Here is a 19,986-nt window from a genome sequence, read left to right on the forward strand (position 1 = left end):
GGACAATATTATGTTTTCAACCATCAACGTGGCCAAACTCGGCTTTGCTTTGGCAGCCATCGCGTTTACCGGGGTCTCCTGGATCACGATGCAACAGGCCAATACGGGTAAACCTCAGGACCCGTCGAAGACCGATAAACTGAAACTCTTGCCCGGCTTCAAGGCCGAGCACCTGTATAGCCCATCCGACAACAAGCAGGGGTCGTGGGTTTCGATGACATTTGACGACAAGGGCCGCATGATCACCTCCGATCAGTACGGCTTTTTGTATCGGCTCGAAATGCCGCCCATCGGCGCGGGCGGTACACCTAAAGTCGAAAAACTCGACGTTCCGGTAACCATTCAGCCCGGCGATACCACCAAAAACAAGGTAGGTATGGGATACGCCCAGGGCCTGCTGTACGCGTTCAACAGCCTCTACGTGATGGTGAACCACCGGGGCAACAAAGAATTTGAAAAAACGAGTGGCCTGTACCGGCTACAGGACACTAACAACGACGATAAATTCGATAAGGTAACGCTGCTCAAGCAGCTCAAAGGTGAGGGCGAACACGGCCCCCACAGCATTGTGCTGGCCCCCGACAAGCAGTCGATCTACGTGATGTGCGGTAACTTCACCGACGTACCTGAGCTCGACGCCTACCGGTTGCCGCGCGTTTGGCAGGAAGACAACCTCTTCCCGGCCATCAAAGACCCACGCGGCCACGCGGCCGACCGTATGGCACCGGGCGGCTGGCTCGCCAAAGTGAGCCCCGACGGCGGACGTTGGGAGTTGATGGGCGCTGGCTTCCGTAACACCTTCGACTTTGCGTTTAACGATGCGGGCGACATTTTCGGGTACGACTCCGACATGGAGTGGGACTTTGGTTTGCCCTGGTACAAGCCTACCCGTATTTGCCATGTAACGAGCGGTGCCGAGTTTGGCTGGCGTACGGCTGCATCCAACTGGTCGCCCGCGTACATGGACTGCCTGCCCGCTACGCTCAACATGGGTCAGGGCTCGCCCACGGGCGTATTTGCCGGCCGGGGCGCTCGGTTCCCGCAGAAATACCAGAAAGCGATGTATGCCTTCGACTGGAGCTTCGGCATTATGTACGCCGTGCATATGCAACCCAAAGGCGCTTCGTACAGCGCAACCGCCGAAGAGTTCATATCGGGCTCACCCTTGCCCCTTACCGATGGAATGATTGGCCCCGACGGCGCTTTGTACTTCCTGACGGGTGGCCGGCGGCTAGAGTCGGATCTGTACCGCGTTACGTACACGGGTAGCGAATCGACGGCACCCAATTCGACGGTAGCAACCGTTACCCCAGAGCACAAACTGCGCACCCAACTGGAGCAGTACCATACCGGCCCGAACCCCGCAGCAGTAGATGCCGCATGGCCGCACCTGAACCATCCCGACCGGTTTGTGCGTCATGCCGCCCGGATCGCCGTTGAGCATCAGCCCGTAGCGCAGTGGCAGGCCCGTGCTCTGGCCGAAACCGACCCGCTGCGGTTGAGCCAGGCTATGTTTGCGTTGTCGCACCACGGCGACAAGTCGCTCAAAAGCCAGATGATCAAGGCTCTGACGGGCGTAAAGTTGGGAAGCCTGAACGAAGAAGGTCAGCTAAACGTGCTACGCGCGCTCGAACTGGTCAGCACTCGGTTTGGCTTGCCCGAAGGCCCCGACCGCGACCGCGTAATTGCCCTGCTCAACCCGCTTTACCCGGCCAAAACTGTCGATCTCAACCGCTCGTATTCTCGCTTGCTCGTATCGCTCGAAGCACCGGGCGTGGTTGAAAAAACCATGAAGCTGATGGCCCTGAAAGACGAGGGCGGTAAAAATGCTGTGGGTGGCGAAACCGTGACGGCTTCCAGCGACCTGATCATGCGCAACCCGCAATACGGTCTCGACATTGCCCGGATGCTGGAGAAATTCCCGCCCGCCCAGCAAACCTACTACGCAACCATGCTCAGCAGCGCCAAAACTGGCTGGACACCCGCCCTGCGCGATACGTACTTCCAGTGGTTCAAAAATGCGTTTAATTTCCAGGGCGGTCGCAGCTACGTCGGCTTTATCGACAAAGCCCGCAAGCTGGCCCTCGCCCACGTGCCCAAAGAGCAGTTTGAGAAATACAACAAAATGTCGGGTGCCGACCTGCTCACCAGCTCAGGCAATGACCTGGCCCTGAGCTACACCCCCAAAGGGCCCGGCCGCCGGTGGGAACTGGATGCCGCCCTGGCCGCTATCGACACGGCCATGACCAACCGCGATTTTGACCGGGGCAAGAAAATCTACGCGGCCGTGTTGTGCGCCCGTTGCCACAGTATGCAGGGCGAAGGCGGTGATATTGGCCCCGACCTGACTCAGCTCGGCACCCGGTTCTCGAACAAAGACATGCTCGAAGCCATCATGATGCCCAACAAGGCCATTTCGGACCAGTACGCGGCCACCATTTTTACGCTCAAAAACGGGCAGTCGGTCGTGGGTCGGTTGGTGAGTGAAGACAAGGCCAACTACTCGGTTTCGCAGAACCCGTTTGCCGCCGACCAACTGCGAAAAATTCCGAAGAAAGACGTAGTCAACAAGAAGTATTCGACGGAGTCAATCATGTTGCCCGGCCTGATCAACAGCCTCAACCCCGACGAACTACGCGACCTGATGGCTTACCTAAAAGCGGGCGGCAAGTCGGACCACGCGTTGTTTAAAGCGGCCAGCCCCGGCAACGGCGGCAAATAATTTCTTCATTTACAGCGTACCGATTAAGCTAACCCCTTGATCGGTACGCCTTTTTAAATCCCTAACAACCTGCATCATCCTGATCATGCTCCGACGCAACACCTTACCCTGCCTGCTGTTGGCCCTGTGCCTTTCGGGCCCGCTGGCTCTGCCCAGCCTGGCTCAGAAGGCAAAAAAAGAAAAAGGCTTTACCTCCATCTTCAACGGCAAAAACCTCGACGGCTGGGATGCCGACCCCAACTACTGGCGGGTAGAAGACGGCATTCTGGTGGGCGAAATAACACCCGACAAACTCCTCAAAACCAACAACTTCATTATCTGGAAAGGGGGTGAGCCGGGCGATTTTGAGTTTAAAGGCGAATTCAACATCACCGAGTCGGGCAACTCCGGTATCAACTACCGTAGCGAGCGCCTGACAGACGTACCGTTTGCGCTACGTGGCTATCAGGCCGACATCGACGGCCGCCGGATGTGGACCGGCCAGAATTACGAAGAACGTCGACGCACCACCCTGGCCTACCGGGGCGAAAAAGCGACGATCAACTCGTTTGCCGGCGATGCATCGCCCGAGGCTATTCGCAGTAAGGTGGCCCGCAATGCCTGGACCGGCCGCACCGTAACCGGCTCGTTTGGTACGTCGGACTCGCTCAAAAACTTTGTCAAACCGGGCGAGTGGAACACCATCCGAATTGTGGCTAAGGGTAATACGCTGCGGCACTACGTCAACGACATTCTGATGAGTGAGGTTGTCGACGAAGATACCGTCAATGGCAAAGCCAAAGGGCTGCTGGGCATACAGGTGCACGTGGGCCCACCGATGAAAGTACAGTACCGTAACCTGATGCTGAAAAAACTGTGACCCGCCCTCTCTGGACCGACAAGATCTCGCACCCCGCCCAGCTGGGGGGCATCGAAACCTCCATTCTCGATAATGGCCCCGGCCGGGGCTCGCGCATTGCCTGGATCAATACGGGCACGGGCCTCCGTTTTAAAATGGTGCTCGACCGGTCGATGGACATCGTGGAAGCGTTCTACAACGAGCATAGCCTGGCCTGGCTGAGTCATGGGGGTATTACCACCCCCGAACCGGCCATCAACCACGGCATCGACTGGCTCCGTACCTTCCCTGGCGGGCTACTGACCACCTGCGGGTTATCCAACGTGGGTGGCCCGAACGAAGACGCCCACGGCCAACGGGGCCTGCACGGCCGAATCAGCAACCTCCCCGCCGAACTCGAATCCGTTGTACAACCCGACCCTGTGCTGGGTCATATGGGCTGGAGCATAAGCGGACGCATGCGCGAGTCGCAGGTATTTGGGCCTACTCTCGAACTGAAGCGCACCGTGTCGGGCGAGTTGGGCAAGGCCGTAATTTATCTGGAGGATACGGTCATTAACCGGGGCAATACACCCGCCCCGCACATGCTGTTGTACCACCTTAATTTCGGCTGGCCGCTCGTCGACGAAGGCACCCGGATTCTGGCCAAAGGCAACTGGCAGGCGCGCCCCGACGATATGAGCCGCGCCCTTTTCAATCCCGACAACGACTATCAAACCTGCCCCCCTCCGCTCGACACCCATAGCGGTACGGGCGAAGGAGCCGCCTTTATCAACCCCACGCCCAACGCCGAAGGGCAGTGTACAACGGGGCTGTATAACCCCCGGCTGGGGCTGGCGGTAGCCGTTCAGTTTGAGAAGGAACAACTGCCCTGGCTCACCAACTGGCAACACTGGGGCAAAGGAGAATACGTAACGGGCCTCGAACCCGGCACCCACCCGCCCATTGGACAGGCGCAGGCCCGCGAGGAGGGTACACTCATCTTTTTGGAGCCCGGCGCGCAAAAAAACTACCGTTTAAAAATCGAAATCCTGACCGATCAAGTAGCAATTGAGCCCTGGCTCGCTTTGAACGGGTAAACGTCCGTCTTACCCCAAAAACCTGTTTTTTTGATTGACTAACCATACAACCTTTATGCAAACTGCAACAGCGCACAGCCTGGCCGAAAAAGCCCTCGAACAAGGCAAAGGCATTTTACGCCTGGCCCCCACCTGGGTACCCCGGTCATTTTGCGTGCCCGGCCGACGCATCAAACTTCACCCCGACGATTATTACGTACTCGGTGGCAACCGGGGCGGTATCGACGAACGGTGGTTATCATCCACCACACCAGCCAAAAATGGCCCCCTCACCGGCGAACACGAAGGCCTGAGCAAGGTCGTTTTCAACGATGGCACTCAGGAGGTGCAGTTTCTGCTGAAAGACGCCGTTGATGAACTTAAGGGCGCCCTCATTGGCGACCGGCTCTGGAACGGATACCAGTCGTGGCCGATGTACTCGAAGTTTTTCGACAATATGGGTCCCCTGCCCCACCATGTGCACCACAACGATGAGCAGGCGGCACTTACGGGCCAGTTGGGGAAGCCCGAGGCCTACTATTTCCCGCCCCAGCTAAACAACCACGGGGGCGACTTTCCGTACACGTTCATCGGCATTGCGCCCGGCACCAGCAAAGAGCAGATCAAAGAGTGCCTGATGAATTTTACCAAGGGCGACAACAAGATCACCAATTACTCGATGGCCTACCGGCTTGAGCCGGGCACCGGCTGGGATGTGCCGCCGGGTTTGCTCCACGCCCCCGGTAGCATGTGTACCTACGAGCCCCAGAAAGCATCGGACATTTTCGCCATGTACCAGTCGCTGGTCAACGAGGCTATTGTGCCGGAAGAATTGCTCTGGAATGGTACCCCTCAGGACCGCATCGGCGATTACGATCTGCTGATGGATGCAATCGACTGGGAGCTGAACACCGACCCCAATATGATGGCAAACCGCTACATGGTGCCGGTGCCCGTGCGCGACGAAGCCGAGATGGCTGCCGAAGGATACCGCGAGGTGTGGGTTTGCTACAAATCAGACGCGTTTAGCGCCAAAGAACTGACTGTGCTCCCCGGCCAAACCGTAACCATCCGCGATAGTGCCGCCTATGGTCTGATTATGATGCAGGGACACGGCAAAATGGGTGTCTGGAATGTGGAGACACCCGCCCTGATCCGGTACGGTCAGTTGACCAATGACGAGTTTTTTGTGAGCGAACAAGCTGCTCAGGAAGGCGTCACGATCACCAACTACTCATCGACCGATCCGCTCGTGATGCTCAAGCACTTCGGACCCGAAAACCCAGACTTAACCTTGTAGTTTCCAGCTTTCTGTTTACAGTTTTCAGTGCTCAGGCTAGTCAGCATAACGCGCGAGAGCCAGTCGGCATCAACTGTAAACTGAAAACCGTAAACTGTAAACTCTAAATCAAAACCATGAATAACTACCCCAAACTTCACAACGCCACCTGGCCCGGACTCGTCGGTAAAGGCCCCGATTCTGAGCCCATCATTCCATTCGATACCATGCTCCAGATGACCGCAGCCGCTGAGGTCGACGGGGTTAAATTCGACGGGGTTGATCTGGGCCTGATCGGGCCGCATGTCGACATCGAAAGCTCCGACGACGATATCAAGCGGCTGGGCGATAAAATTGCCTCCCACAATCTGGTTGTTGGCTCGCTGGTAGCCCCTATCTGGGGTGGCCCCGTGCTGGGTAGCGATGCCGACCGCGCTCACTTCCTCGACATGGTACGCAAAGCCTGCCACTTCGGTAAAGTGCTGCGCGGTATGGGCATGCGCCCCAGCGGAGTAATCCGGGTCGACTCGGCCAGTTCGCCCCAGCAGTGGGATGCCGACCCGGTGGGCAACACCAAACTGATTGCCGAGACCTTCCGGGCCGCCTGCGACATTGCCGCCGAATACGGTGAGCAGATTGCCGCCGAGGGCGAAATTTGCTGGGCAGGTATGCACAGCTGGCGTGCCATGCTCGACACGCTTCAGCAGGTCGATCGGCCCAATATGGGTTTCCAGGCCGACATGTCGCACACCTTGCTGTACACGATGGGCTACAACCGGGAGCAGGACCGGATTCTGCCCGAAGGCTACGACTGGCAGGATCGGCAGGTGCTGACCGATGCGCTCAAGACCCTGACCGACGCCCTCCGCCCCTGGACCATCGACTTCCACGTGGCCCAGAACGACGGTACCGTATTCGGGTCGGGCTCACACGACAAAACCGGGCGTCACTGCCAGGCCCTCGACCCCAACGGCAAACTCGATGTAGCCAATGATGCCGGGTTCTGGCTGCGCGACGAAAACGGAAACCTGACCAAGAAAATGCGGCATATCTGCTGGGACGGCTGTATGTTCCCCAACGACGTAATGAACAACCAGCAGACCTGGAACGATATTCTGGCCACCATGATCAAAGTCCGTGAAAAACACGGCTGGCAAGAGTAGAGCCGCAACACCTTGCGGCTCCTGAGCACAAGCCCGCGTCTCCCGAACGCAAGCAACAGCGTGCGGGTCCTGAGACCACGTCAAAACATGTAAAATGCCAGCCCTGAGACGCCACCCACGTTGCGTCTCTACAAACACATAAACCATCAATGTCTGCCAAAAAAGACCTTCGAATTGGATTGATTGGTACCGGATTTATGGGTCGTACCCACTCAAACGGTTACCGCCGAGTACCCAATTTCTTCCCGCAGCTCGCCTACAATCCGGTACTGAAAGCCGTTTGTTCGCGCAACCGCGAGAAAGTACAAGCCTTTGCCGATCAGTGGGGGTACGAGTCAGTGGAGACCGACTGGCGCGCCCTCATCGCCCGCGATGATATCGATGCCGTCGACATTTGTACGCCCAACGATTCGCACGCTGAGATCGCCATTGCCGCAGCCGAAGCGGGCAAAATGATTCTGTGCGAAAAACCCCTCGCCCGCAACGTAGCCGAGGCTCAGCAAATGGTAGATGCCGCCGAGAAAGCCGGGGTTCAAACTACCGTTTGGTACAACTACCGCCGGATTCCGGCCGTAATGCTCGCCAAACAAATTGTGGATTCGGGTAAGTTGGGCAAAATCTTCCATTACCGGGCCAACTTCCTGCAAGACTGGACCATCAGTGCCGATGTACCACAGGGCGGTACCGGCACCTGGCGTATGGACGTCGATGCGGCCGGTTCGGGTGTAACGGGCGACTTGCTGGCGCACTGCATCGACACGGCTATGTGGCTCAACGGGGCCATCAGCGACGTGTCGGCCGTGACCGAAACCTTCGTGAAAGAGCGGATGCATCAGCTCACCGGCAAGGTGCAGCCCGTTGGTATCGACGATGCTTGTATTTTCCACTGCCACTTTGCCAATGGCTCGCTCGGTTTGTTCGAGTCGACGCGCTACGCCCGGGGCCACAAAGCCTTATACACCTTTGAAATCAACGGCGAACACGCGTCGATCCGCTGGGATTTGCACGACCTGAACCGCCTGGAGTACTTCGACCACTCCGATGAGTCGATTGTGCGGGGCTGGCGTTCGATTCACGTGACCGACGGTGACCAACCCTACATGGACAAGTGGTGGGTGCCCGGCCTCGGCATTGGCTACGAACACAGCTTTATCCATCAGGTGGCCGATTTCCTCAAGAGCCTCGAAACGGGCGAGCCTTGCTCACCCAATTTCCGCGACGCACTGGAGACCCAGAAGGTCTGTGAAGCCGTGATCGACTCGGCCAACACACGGAGCTGGAAAGACACCGGCGTTCAGACGTTTACGATGTAAGTAATGAAGCAGAATTCAGCACTGGACATTCGGACTTCAGACACTGGACATTAGACTTACTACCTTTAGATATGGAGGTCTAACGTCTAATGTCCAACATCTAATGTCCAGTACTGAGGAAGCAGAATTAAATGTAAAATGAACAAGGTAAAATGTACAATGAAAGAGCTGACTGTCAGCAGGTAGCCCAATTATCCATTGTCCATTGCACATTATTCATTCATTTAATCTGAGCGAAAACACAGTTTAAACAGCGTAGGACAGGTTTGCAGGAGACACCATCTCTACAAGCCTGTCCTACAGCTATTTGAGGGGCCGGAACAGCCCGGTTGGCTAAATTTTTGAAAGAAATCCAGACCAATCCGTTGCATTCGTCCGATTCGTGCTTCTATTTGTAGAATTCGTATTCTTTTTTGTATGATTCTTTCCGTCACTAATCTTTCCAAATCATTTGCGGGCGTCAAGGCTCTGAATAACGTACAACTTGCCGTGCAGGCAGGCGAGGTACATGCCCTCATGGGCGAAAACGGTGCCGGTAAGTCGACGTTCATGAAAATCCTGATTGGCCTGTTACAGCCCGATGCCGGCGAGATTATTTTCGATGGAAAACCGCTGCACCACAGCAACGTCAACGAAATGCTCGAACGGGGTATTTCGATGATTCATCAGGAACTGCTCACCGTACCCGAACTGACGGTGGCCCAAAACATTTTTCTGGGCCGTGAACCCCGCCGGTGGGGGCTTATCGACGAGCGGAAGCTGAACGAACAGGCCTCGCAGTTACTTGCGCAATTGGGCGTTGACCTCCGCCCCGATGTGTGCATGAAGTACCTGAGCGTTGCCGAACGCCAACTCGTCGACATTGCCAAGGCGCTCTCCAACAAGGCGCGGGTCATTATCATGGACGAGCCCACCTCGGCCCTGTCCGACAAAGAGGTAGCCACCCTGTTTACCATTATCCGGGATTTGCAGCAGCAGGGCGTCGCAATCATCTACATCTCGCACAAGATGGAGGAGATCTTTACCCTGGCTGATACCATTACGGTGCTGCGCGACGGGCAGTTTATTGCTACCCGCCCCGCGTCGGAGTTTACGGGTCAAAGCCTGATTGCGATGATGGTGGGCCGCGAACTGGGCGATTTGTTCCCCCCTTCGCACGCCCAACTGGGCCAGGAGGTGCTCCGGGTAGAAGGACTCACCCAACCGGGTAAATTTTCGGACATTACGTTTAGTGTGCGGGCGGGCGAAGTGCTCGGTTTGGCGGGCCTCATGGGGGCCGGTCGTACCGAAGTGGCGCGGGCCATTTTTGGCCTTGACCCGTACGCGCGGGGTACGGTTTCGTTCAACGGCCAACCCGTAACGATACGCTCTCCGCAGGAGGCTATCGCGCTCGGTATGGGCTTCGTGGGCGAAGACCGTAAAGCGTCGGGCTTTGTACCGGGCATGTCGGTGAAGCACAACCTGACCCTCGCCAGCCTCCAGCAGTTTGCCCGCCGGGGCCTCGTGGCCGAAGGGGCCGAAACCGCAGCGGCCACCCAGTTGGTCAAAGACCTGAACATCAAAACGGCGGGCCTGAACCAACGGGTTGTTTACCTCAGCGGGGGTAATCAGCAGAAGGTTGTAATCGGTAAAGTGTTGCAATCGGCCCCGAGTCTGATCATTCTGGACGAGCCTACGCGCGGAATTGATGTGGGCGCCAAAGCCGAAATTTACAAGCTCATCAATGAACTGACCGCCAGAGGTATAGCCATCCTGCTTATCTCTTCCGAACTCCCCGAACTTTTAGGTTTAAGTAATCGAATTGTGGTATTAGCTAAAGGAAAACAGACTGCCGTGCTTTTAGGGGAAGAAGCTACTCAGGAAACCATCATGCATTACGCCATGCAGACCGAGTCGCCCCTTAGCCAATTGTAACGGTTTTTCATGAACAACGTCATCGACACCCCTACCAAACCGGTCGGTCAAACCACCTACCAAACGCAGATTCGCAAACTCGGGCAATACGGCATTTTAGTGGCTTTTGTCCTGATATGCCTTGGCTTGTCAGTTATCAGTCCCAAGTTTCTGACGGTGCAGAACCTGATGATCATTGTCATGCAGGTGTCAATCAACGCCCTGCTGGCCTTTGGGGTCACGTTTGTCATTATCACCGGCGGCATCGACCTCTCTATTGGCTCTATTGTGGCCGTAGCGGGTGTGGTTGCAGCCTCGTTTGCCCATCCTGATACGTACCCGGTTATTGTACCGTTGGCCCTCGCGCTGGCAACGGGCGTCGCGTTTGGGGCACTCAACGGGTTTGTAATCACCCGCAGCAAGGTACCGCCGTTTATTGTCACGCTCGGCACCATGACCATCCTGCGTGGCCTGGCCCTGATTCTGAGCAAAGGCCGGCCCATCTCCAACCTGTCCGATACGTTTAGTTTTCTGGGCGGGGGCAAGATTCTGGGCGTACCCAACCTGATTATCGTTCTGATCATTGCCTTTATCATCTGCACCATTGTGTTGCGCAAGACCGTTTCGGGCCGGTACATGTATGCCGTAGGCGGCAACGAACAGGCCGCACGGGCATCGGGTATCCGGGTGGGTCAGGTAAAAATGCAGGTTTACATCCTTAGCGGGGGCCTGGCGGCTCTGGCGGGCGTACTCCTCACCTCACGCATCTCAACGGGCCAACCCAATGCCGGGGCCGGCTTCGAGCTCGACGCCATTGCTGCGGCCATCATTGGCGGCACAAGTACATCGGGCGGTACCGGCACCATGACGGGCACACTTATTGGGGCTCTGCTCATTGGCGTTATCAGCAATGGGCTCGACCTGCTCAACGTCTCGTCGTACTACCAGCAGGTAGTGATGGGCGTCATTATCATTGGTGCTGTTATTCTCGACAGCATGAACCAGAAAACGAACTAACCCCCATTATGAAACACGCGTTTAAACCCCTACTCGTAGCCCTTACTTTACTGGCCGTTGGTTGCAGCCAATCAGCGTCGGATAGCAAAACCGACAGTGCCGACGGCAAGAAACTCGTTATCGGGGCCAGTATGCTCAGTATGCAGCATGAGTTTGTGGTCAATGTACACGACGAGATGACCAAGAAGGCCGAGGAAACCGGTATCGAGCTCATTTCGGTCGATGCCGAGCGGTCGGCCATCAAGCAGGTGGAGCAGATTGAGAGCTTTATCGCGCAGAATGTCGATGCCATTATTCTGAACCCGGCCGAAGTCGAGGCCTGTTCGCCCGCCGTTACCAAAGCGTTGGCCGCCAATATTCCCATTATCAACGTTAACTCCGAAACCGGTGTAAAGCCTACCGCTTTTGTGGGTTCCGACGATGTAGAAGCTGGCCGCATTGCCATGCAGTTTCTGGCCGATAAACTCGGCGGTAAGGGCAATGTTGTGATGCTTGAAGGCTACATGGGGCAGGCCGGACAACTGAAGCGGGCGCAGGGGGCTATGGAAGTCCTCAAAAAATACCCGAACATGAAGATGCTCGCCAACCAGACGGCCGAATGGGACCGCGCCAAGGGTATGGCCCTGATGGAAAACTGGATTCAGGCCTACGGAAATCAGATCAACGCGGTATTTGCCCATAACGACGAAATGGGCCTGGGAGCCGTGAAAGCCCTGGTAGATGCCGGTTTGAAAGACAAAATCCTGGTAGTTAGCATCGACGCCATTCCCGACGCTCTGCAAGCCATGCAGAAAGGAAACCTCGACGCGACAGTGTTCCAAAACGCCGAGCAACAGGGGGCAAAAGCCGTTGAAACGGCCATCAAAGCCGCCAAAAAGCAACCGTTTGACAAAGAGACCCTGATTCCGTTTCAGCTGGTCACGAAAGCAAACATGGCCCAGTTCGTTAAAAAATAACCAGACACCTCTAACTGCTTCTCCCCCCTTTTCCACAATGAATCGTAACACCTTCTTACAGACTTTGGCGGGAGCGCTGGGTCTGAGTTCACTCGAAGCCGGGGCCAGGCCTGAGGCTTCGGCGGCCAAGCCATACATCGTTTTCGTTACCGGCGACCATGAATACAGCAGTGAACTGACGCTGCCAATCATTGCGGCCGAACTGGAGAAGAAGTACGGTATGCGAACCAAGGTACTCACCGCCTACCCCGACTACAACGCCGAGAAGGATATTCCGGGGCTCGAAGCCCTGGCCGATGCCGATGTGGCCGTGTTTTACCTGCGCTGGCGGCTACTTCCCAAAGAGCAGCTGGCCCATATCGACAAGTATCTGAAGTCGGGTAAGCCGGTGATCGGTTTTCGTACTACCACGCACGCGTTCAACTACCCCGAAGGCGACGACCGCCGACCCTGGAACGCCTTCGGTGAGTTTGCGTTTGGAAGCCCTCCGGGCTGGGGCGGTGCGGCCAAACACACGCACTACGGCCACAAAAGCACAACCGATGTATCGGTGATACCAGAAGCGGCCAAAAACCCGATTCTGACGGGTGTAGCACCAGCTTTCCACGCGGCCTCGTGGCTGTACCGGGTTCGGCCCGATTTCCCGCCCAAAGACGCGACCCTGCTGCTGATGGGCAAAGCCGTGAACCCCGACAAAGAAGCCATTGACAACCCCGTGGCTTGGACCTGGAAAAACCAATGGGGCGGCCGGGCATTTCTGACCACCTTAGGGCATCCCGAAGATTTTCAAGTTGAGTCGTTTCAGCGGCTGGTCATCAACGCCATTCACTGGGCGGCTGGCAAACCGGTTCCCAAAAACTGGAAAGGCAGCATGACCATCAACGTACCCTACGGCCACCCGGCTAAATCCTGATTTCTGACACCTCATGACAACCGACTCCCTCCAACCTCAACCCCGATCATTGAAAATAGGCTTCAATTTGCTCGTCTGGACAGCCACGCTGTCGGAGCAGATGAACCCCATGGCCGAACGGCTCAAAACAATTGGTTACGATGGCATTGAGTGCTACCTCGGCGAAACCGATACCCAGGTGTACCAACGCTACGGCGACCACCTGAAACAGTTGGGCTTGTCGTCGTCGGCGGTGATTACGCTCGGCCCCGACGAGAACCCAGTGAGCGAATCGGCCGCTGTACGGGCTAAGGGCCTCGACCGGCTCAAGGTGGCTATCGACTGTGCGCACGCTATGAACGCCGACGTCATTTGTGGGCCTTTCCATTCGGCGTTTGCCACATTCTCGCGGCAGGCACCTACCGACGACGAATACAACCGGAGCGCCGAAGTACTCCACCAGGCAGGCGACTATGCCGCTCAGGCCGGTATTCTGCTCACGCCCGAGGCCCTCAACCGGTTTGAGTGTTACCTCTGCAACACCATGACCCAGCTGGCCGATCTGGTCCGGCGCGCCGACCACCCCAACGTGCGGGCTATGTTCGACACGCACCACGCCAACATGGAGGAGAAAAAATACGCCGACGCCATTGCCACCATTTCGCCGGTGCTGGCCCACGTGCACATCAGCGAAAACGACCGGGGCACGCCCGGTTCGGGCCATATCCCGTGGGACGATGCCTTTTCGGCACTGGCCAAAGCCAATTACCGGGGCTGGCTCACTATAGAAGCCTTCACCCGCAACGATCCCGATTTTGCCAATGCCATCAACGTCTGGCGCGAATACAACGAACCCTGGAACATTGCCGAACAGGGCCTACAGTTTATCCGCCAAATGATGAACAAACACAGCTTAGGTGCTTAACTAAAAAGCCCCTCCTTGATGCAAGGAGGGGCTCTTTTATACTGACGTGTACGACATACCTAAACGCAACCCTACAAATCGAGCTGGGCTACGGCCATGGAGTTGCGGTTGTTTGGGTTGCGAACTTCGTAGGCTACGAGCAGTTTGCCGTTGCTTACCAGACCACTCGCGTTGGTACCGCTGACCGACCCATCGACCATTTTGGTAGTCGGTTGCTGACCTTTCAGGATATTGCGGTACGCAATCATCGAGGTAGCACCCGTTTCTGATACCTGGCTCTGCTCCCACAGCAGCACCGACGAAGCCGGTGCTGGCACCAGATAAGCATTCTTCGCCGTGGCTTCATCAATCACAAACAACCGCTTACCCGTTGTCTGGTCAATTACCCGGATACCGGGGGCGTCGTTGGCACCCGAGAACCAGGCCACCAAATTCTGGCCACCACCCGTGCTCGAAGTTGGGCCTGAGTGCGGGCACCCGTTCACTTTCCAGTTGTCGGGCGACATAATGGCGGGCTTTCCAAACGTCAGGCCGTTGTCGGTAGAGGTCATCCGGGCAATGTCGCGGATGTTTTCCTGATTTTCGCGGTAGTGTACGTGCAGCGCCCCCGCCTTATCGACGAGCAGGCTGATGTTACAGCAGTCGCACACAAACGGATCGAGCACTTTCTCGGCCCCAAACACGCCATTGGTTGAGGTGACGAGTCGCAAATCACGCTGATGAGCCTGCCCTACAATATCGTTCAGGTACGCTACACCAATTTCGCCGTTGGCCAGTACGGTTGCGTCGAAGAAGCCCCGCACAATGTTCGGGGTTTTGTCCTGATGCACAGGAGCTGGTTTGGTCCAGGTGTTCCCTCCATCGGTCGACTGGGCAAACACAATCTGGAGGTCGCTCGGCCGACCACCACCGCCCCGGTTGCTGCTGGCAGCCGGTTTCGGAGCCGGGGCACCGTGGCCCTGATGTTCATTATGGTTATGCTCTTCGGTCTTTGCCTGCGCAGCCGCGGCTGGTTGCTCACCGCGCAGGGCAAACACCGCTACCGCCGTACCATTGGGCCGGAACAGTAGCTTCGGGCGCATCAGGCGCGAGTTGCCAATGCCCGACGAGGCAAAAATCAGCTTCTTAGCCCCGAACGTCTTACCCCGGTCGGCCGACTCTGCCCAGTAGAAAAAAATCTGACCGTTCTGGTCTTTCTCAGTCCAGGAGAGGGCCACTGTACCTTTGGGCGTACTGGTGAGTGTAGGCACCGCAAAAGCCCGGGTAGTGTCGCCAAAAATAGTGCCGGCAAAGCTCGTTACGCTCGCTCCGAGGCAGAGACACAACAGCAACAGCAGACGAAAACGCGTTGTCATGGTAAATACTTTAGGGTTCAAATAGGTGAAGACCACCGACTTGTCTGAATCTGCCGTAAAGATAAAGCACGCCATGCAGAATCGCACAATTATTTAGATTTATTCTTAATAAATAACTCGATCTACCGGCCCATCCAGCCACCATCCACGGTCAGCACGGTGCCGTTCACATACCCGGCGGCATCGGATGCCAGAAAAACGACCGGACCTTTGAAGTCTTCGGGCTCCCCCCAGCGGTTGGCCGGAATTCGGCTCAGAATCGACTGCGAGCGGGCGGGGTCGGCACGGAGTGCTTCGGTATTGTCGGTTGAGATGTAGCCCGGTGCAATGGCGTTTACGTTGACACCCTGACCGGCCCACTCGTTGGCAAATGCCTTCACCAGGCTACCTACCGCACCTTTGCTCGCGGCATAACCGGGTACGTTGATCCCACCCTGAAACGTCAGCAGCGAAGCCGTAAAAATCACTTTGCCGCTCCCACGGGCAATCATATCGCGGCCAATTTCGCGGGTCAGAATAAATTGTGCTGTTTGGTTAATAGCGATCACTTCATCCCAGTACTCATCGGGATGCTCGGCGGCCGGTTTCCGCAAAATAGTCCCCGCGTTATTCACCAGAATATCGATAACCGGATGGTCGTGCTTCACCTGCGCGATGAACGCATTGAGCGAATCTCGCTTGCCGAAATCGGCCTGATACGCGAAAAATCGGCGGCCACGCGCTTCAACAGCCTGCGCTACGGCACTGCCTTCGGGTTCAAGATTGGCCGACACACCAATAATATCAGCACCAGCCTCGGCAAGGGCCTCGGCCATCGCTTTACCAATACCGCGCTTGCAACCGGTTACAAGGGCTACCTTGCCCGTCAGAGAAAATGTGTTTAAAACAGTAGTCATACAAATGGTTTATGGTTAGTAGTTTTTGGTTTTTGGTTCGATCTGCCTGGGGTCCTGGAACACGCATCACCTACGTTTACATATCTTGAGACCACTAAAAACGATAAACCAAAAACCATGAACCAGGCTCACCGGCCAGCTTTGCGCGGGGCCGATGTGGTCACGACCAACGGCTGCCGGAGCCGATTGGCGTGGGCTTGCAGGTAGGCAAACCAGGCATCGGAGGAGGTAATCAGACCGGCTTTGTCCCAGGCCCCTCCGCTGTAGTACGTGATACCATCACCCGACTTCACGGCAAGCCGGGCCAGTCCGTGACCGTATTTGCGCATCATCCCAGCCGACTTGCCCGGAAATACGCACCCTACCCCGATGGTACCATCGGGGCCGTGTTTGGGCTCCCAATAGCCAAGTACCCCGTTTTTATCGTCAAGCAGCAACGGGCTCTCTTCGGGCCGCAGCACAATCCCGGCTACCATGGGCAGCTGACCCGGTGCGGTATGCGTCACATCGACCCGGATTTTGCTCAACTGAGCGCCCGCATCGAGCGAAATCGTCTTGGTTTGGGTGACGGTCACGCCCTTGAAGGTGTACGGGTCGTACTTCACCCGAAACGTGGTACGGAGCGGGCCGTTGTCGAGCACCTCCCAGGTCGTGTAATTATGGATGTATTGAATGGAGTCATTCAGGAAAACGCCCACGTCGCCCGCACCGAGGGTCAGGCCCACCTTGTAATAATCGAGCCCGTCGCCATTGTCTTTGTGGTAGTCGTTTTGCTTATACCATTTGTTAATGATCAGTTCGGGCGTGCGCTTGGCCCAGATGTCGGAGCCGTAGGCATTATCGGAGCGACCGTTGAGGGCCTTGCCGTAGATACGAAACGCCACCCGGTCGTTTTCCCAGGCAAAGTCATCGTAGCGTTCGGGTACGTACCGGCCGTAAGTCATAGGCTTCACGGGGGTTGGTTTCCCTTTGCTCAGCACCAGCCCCACCGACCCTTTGGGTGCCACCGTAACCTGTACGAGCAGGTTCTGCACGGCCGACCCTCCTTTTTTCTCCAGCTGATAGGCAACCTCCTGCCCATTGTCGGCGCGTACCACACGAAGTTGGGCCGTATCGACCTGAGGGTATGCTTTCGCTACGGTCGACCACGGGATTTCGACCACCGCCGACTCGTAAGCCGCCGTACCCGGGTTGGTAATGTTCAGGTTGCCCTGCTGAGCCAGTACCGGCCCGGCAATGGCCAGTAAACAAGGGAGTAAAATCGAGAAGCGCATATTATCGCAGATCAGGTATTGCACAAAAATCCATATCACCATAGTCGAGGTTTTCGCCCGCCATGCCCCAGATAAACGTGTAGTTTGATGTACCAGCCCCGGAGTGAATCGACCAGTTGGGCGAAATGACGGCCTGCTCGTTTTGCATCCAGATATGCCGGGTTTCCTGCGGCTCCCCCATAAAATGGCATACGGCCTGCCCTTCGGGTATTTCAAAGTAAAAATAAACCTCCATACGCCGGTCGTGGGTATGCGCGGGCATGGTGTTCCAGACACTCCCCGTTTTCAGCTCGGTCATGCCCATTTGTAACTGACAGGTAGGCAGCACCTTGTTGATCAGCATCTGATTGATGGTCCGGTTGTTGGCCGTTTCGAGGCTCCCCATTTCGAGCTTGTTGGCCTCCTGCCGCGACACCTTCCGGGTCGGGTAGTTGGTGTGGGCGGGTGTCGAGTTGAGGTAAAAACGGGCCGGTTTGTCTTCGTCGTGCGACATAAACTCCACCGATTTTGTCCCCTGTCCAATGTACAACGCTTCTTTATACTCAAGGTCGTAGGCGACGCCATCGGCCACTACCCGGCCCGGACCGCCTACGTTGATCATCCCCAACTCCCGACGTTCCAGAAAATAAGCGGCTTTGAGCGACTCGGGCGCTTCGAGCGACACAGACCCCGATACCGGCATGATGCCTCCCGTCAGGTAGCGATCAAAAAACGACAGCGTCCAGCGAAACTCATCAGCCACAAACAGCTTTTCGATCAGAAACGCCTGCCGAAGCCCTTCGGTGGTCATGGTTTTCACTTCGTTGGGTGAGCTGGCATAGCGGCTCTCAAACGCTATTTTGGCCCCGGTCGTTGTGGGGGTCAGGGAGTTTTGTTCAGACTGCATTCTTCTTTAGTTTCTGTTTTGCGTGTTACGCTCTGCCCGCTACCGGGCTGCGGTTTTATCTGCATGGTTTCAAAAGCAGGGGTCAGCGGTTCAATACCCATTCGGTCGCGTACAATCCTGTTAGCCGCAGCCTATCGACAGGCGCAATTCCGGTACTGACTGCGTTTATAACGGGGTCCCACACTTCGGCATACCTCTACCCTAACAGCAAGAGGGATTCCAATACCATACGGTGCGTAGGCAACATCGGTTAGCGCAAGTCGGCGCTTTTATCATGCGGAAAATCATCGCCACTCCAAACGCGCAGAGCACTCCATTTAGCGGGCGGATCGGCCCAGAACGGATCGGTGTCGGGCAGGCCGAGCGGCAGAAAAATAGCCGTTGCCAGGTACAGGCTGCCCTGATTATTGTACACATCGGCAATGTCGGGCTGGGCCCCGTACAACCCAATGGTGAGCCAGCCGTTGTTGTACGTAGAAGGGCTTTCGAGCGTTTTCTTGATAACGGCCGTGAGCGCCCCCCGCACCTGAGCAGGCTTGAGGTCGGCGGGGAGTGCTTTTCGCCAGGCCATATCAGCCAGATGATGAAAAGCCGCCCCCCGGTACACCAGCGAGCGTCCTGTAGGCGGGAAACTCCCGTCGGCATTGATCAGCCGTTCCTGAATGATCGCGTAGCGTTCGTTGCGCTTTCGGATTTTGGCAATCATGCCGTTGTAGGCATTAGTCTTCTTACCGATAATGTCGACAATACCGGCCAGATACGGGTGAATCACGTAGCTGTTGTAGTAGTCGAAAGCGTAATGCACGCCATCGGAATACATGCCATCCCCCACGTACCACTGCTCCAACTGCTGCAACGCGTAATCGACACGCATAGGGTCCCAATCGTAGCCGTACCGGCACAGGAAAGCCTCGTTCATGGCCGAAAACAGGAGCCAGTTCGAAAACGCGGGCTTAAACCGGCGCGTACTCCGAATGGCGCCTGCCAGCCGATCCTGATCGGTTTTGGACAAATGCTCCCAGAGCCAGGGTGCCCGCACAAAGGCATAGGCGATAAACGAAGCATCGACAATCTGCTGACCGCCAACATCGAACCGCATGTAGTCTTTTCTGGTCGAGTCGAGCGCATTGGATACACCTTTGAGCACCCATTGGCGGTATTGATTGCGGAGGGCTACCTCATTGGGCGGACCGCCTTCGCCCTGAAGCCAGGGGGCCATGCCGCTCAACACCCGGCCCAGCACCTCCACGTACTGCACCTGAATCCGGTGCTCGCGATTGTCGACGCGGTTCGACGTTACTTTGGGCATTCGGATACGGAGGCTGTCGGCGGCCAGGCTCGTAACAACCGGACGCACCATCCGATCCATTTCGGCCAGCCAGAACTGCCGGTCGCTTACCGGAACCGGTGCGGCTAGAACCTTCTTTTTCGATTTCTGGGCCAAACCGGGGCACCCCACCAGTATGAGTTTGAGGCCGGTCAGCATCAGGACTAAACACCAGTGCTTCATCGTTTTGGG

16 protein-coding genes are annotated in these 19,986 nt (G+C 56.6%); 11 read left to right on the plus strand and 5 right to left on the minus strand.

Going from position 1 to position 19,986, the window contains the following annotated elements:
• Positions 1–10: 10 nt before the first annotated feature.
• The 11 genes from RUDLU_RS0106225 to RUDLU_RS0106275 all read left to right on the plus strand — a co-directional run bounded on the left by RUDLU_RS0106225 (position 11) and on the right by RUDLU_RS0106275 (position 14,056).
• Positions 11–2,722, plus strand: a complete 2,712-nt coding sequence (locus tag RUDLU_RS0106225) for a c-type cytochrome (RefSeq protein ID WP_019987493.1) — start codon at positions 11–13, stop codon at positions 2,720–2,722.
• Between the two features lie 85 nt (positions 2,723–2,807).
• Positions 2,808–3,581, plus strand: a complete 774-nt coding sequence (locus RUDLU_RS0106230) for a 3-keto-disaccharide hydrolase (RefSeq protein WP_019987494.1) — start codon at positions 2,808–2,810, stop codon at positions 3,579–3,581.
• A complete protein-coding gene (locus tag RUDLU_RS0106235; RefSeq protein WP_019987495.1) occupies positions 3,578–4,639 on the plus strand; it encodes an aldose 1-epimerase family protein in 1,062 nt (353 codons plus the stop codon). Before RUDLU_RS0106230 ends, RUDLU_RS0106235 begins: the two co-directional genes overlap by 4 nt.
• Before the next feature lie 55 nt (positions 4,640–4,694).
• Complete coding sequence (locus RUDLU_RS0106240) at positions 4,695–5,918, plus strand: class I mannose-6-phosphate isomerase (protein WP_019987496.1); 1,224 nt, start codon at positions 4,695–4,697, stop codon at positions 5,916–5,918.
• Positions 5,919–6,034: 116 nt separating this feature from the next.
• On the plus strand, positions 6,035–7,060 hold the full coding sequence (locus tag RUDLU_RS0106245) for a sugar phosphate isomerase/epimerase family protein (RefSeq protein ID WP_019987497.1): 1,026 nt from the start codon (positions 6,035–6,037) through the stop codon (positions 7,058–7,060).
• Positions 7,061–7,209: 149 nt separating this feature from the next.
• Complete coding sequence (locus RUDLU_RS0106250; RefSeq protein WP_019987498.1) at positions 7,210–8,373, plus strand: Gfo/Idh/MocA family protein; 1,164 nt, start codon at positions 7,210–7,212, stop codon at positions 8,371–8,373.
• A gap of 417 nt (positions 8,374–8,790) precedes the next feature.
• Positions 8,791–10,287 carry a sugar ABC transporter ATP-binding protein gene (locus RUDLU_RS0106255; RefSeq protein ID WP_019987499.1) on the plus strand — a complete coding sequence of 499 codons (1,497 nt, stop codon included), beginning with the start codon at positions 8,791–8,793 and terminating at the stop codon, positions 10,285–10,287.
• Between the two features lie 9 nt (positions 10,288–10,296).
• Positions 10,297–11,283: an ABC transporter permease gene (locus RUDLU_RS0106260; RefSeq protein WP_019987500.1), complete on the plus strand. Its 987-nt coding sequence runs from the start codon at positions 10,297–10,299 to the stop codon at positions 11,281–11,283.
• A gap of 8 nt (positions 11,284–11,291) precedes the next feature.
• The gene (locus tag RUDLU_RS0106265) at positions 11,292–12,239 is read left to right on the plus strand and encodes a sugar ABC transporter substrate-binding protein (RefSeq protein ID WP_019987501.1); all 948 of its coding nucleotides are present in this window, start codon (positions 11,292–11,294) and stop codon (positions 12,237–12,239) included.
• A 37-nt stretch (positions 12,240–12,276) separates the two neighbouring features.
• The gene (locus RUDLU_RS0106270; RefSeq protein WP_019987502.1) at positions 12,277–13,152 is read left to right on the plus strand and encodes a ThuA domain-containing protein; all 876 of its coding nucleotides are present in this window, start codon (positions 12,277–12,279) and stop codon (positions 13,150–13,152) included.
• 13 nt (positions 13,153–13,165) lie between these two features.
• Positions 13,166–14,056: a sugar phosphate isomerase/epimerase family protein gene (locus RUDLU_RS0106275; RefSeq protein WP_044129367.1), complete on the plus strand. Its 891-nt coding sequence runs from the start codon at positions 13,166–13,168 to the stop codon at positions 14,054–14,056.
• Positions 14,057–14,127: 71 nt separating this feature from the next.
• On the opposite strand, the gene RUDLU_RS0106280 is transcribed toward RUDLU_RS0106275, so the two are convergent.
• The 5 genes from RUDLU_RS0106280 to RUDLU_RS0106300 all read right to left on the minus strand — a co-directional run bounded on the left by RUDLU_RS0106280 (position 14,128) and on the right by RUDLU_RS0106300 (position 19,977).
• Complete coding sequence (locus tag RUDLU_RS0106280; protein WP_027302818.1) at positions 14,128–15,411, minus strand: sialidase family protein; 1,284 nt, start codon at positions 15,409–15,411, stop codon at positions 14,128–14,130.
• A 122-nt stretch (positions 15,412–15,533) separates the two neighbouring features.
• A complete protein-coding gene (locus RUDLU_RS0106285) occupies positions 15,534–16,307 on the minus strand; it encodes an SDR family NAD(P)-dependent oxidoreductase (RefSeq protein WP_019987505.1) in 774 nt (257 codons plus the stop codon).
• Positions 16,308–16,435: 128 nt separating this feature from the next.
• A complete protein-coding gene (locus RUDLU_RS0106290; protein WP_019987506.1) occupies positions 16,436–17,623 on the minus strand; it encodes a DUF4861 family protein in 1,188 nt (395 codons plus the stop codon).
• Positions 17,583–18,467 carry a 5-dehydro-4-deoxy-D-glucuronate isomerase gene (kduI, locus tag RUDLU_RS0106295; RefSeq protein WP_019987507.1) on the minus strand — a complete coding sequence of 295 codons (885 nt, stop codon included), beginning with the start codon at positions 18,465–18,467 and terminating at the stop codon, positions 17,583–17,585. The genes RUDLU_RS0106290 and kduI overlap by 41 nt, the downstream gene beginning before the upstream one ends.
• A 250-nt stretch (positions 18,468–18,717) precedes the next feature.
• On the minus strand, positions 18,718–19,977 hold the full coding sequence (locus RUDLU_RS0106300) for a DUF2264 domain-containing protein (protein WP_027302821.1): 1,260 nt from the start codon (positions 19,975–19,977) through the stop codon (positions 18,718–18,720).
• Positions 19,978–19,986: the final 9 nt, after the last annotated feature.

Origin of the sequence: Rudanella lutea DSM 19387 (assembly GCF_000383955.1) — a bacterium.
Taxonomy (GTDB): Bacteria; Bacteroidota; Bacteroidia; order Cytophagales; family Spirosomataceae; genus Rudanella; species Rudanella lutea.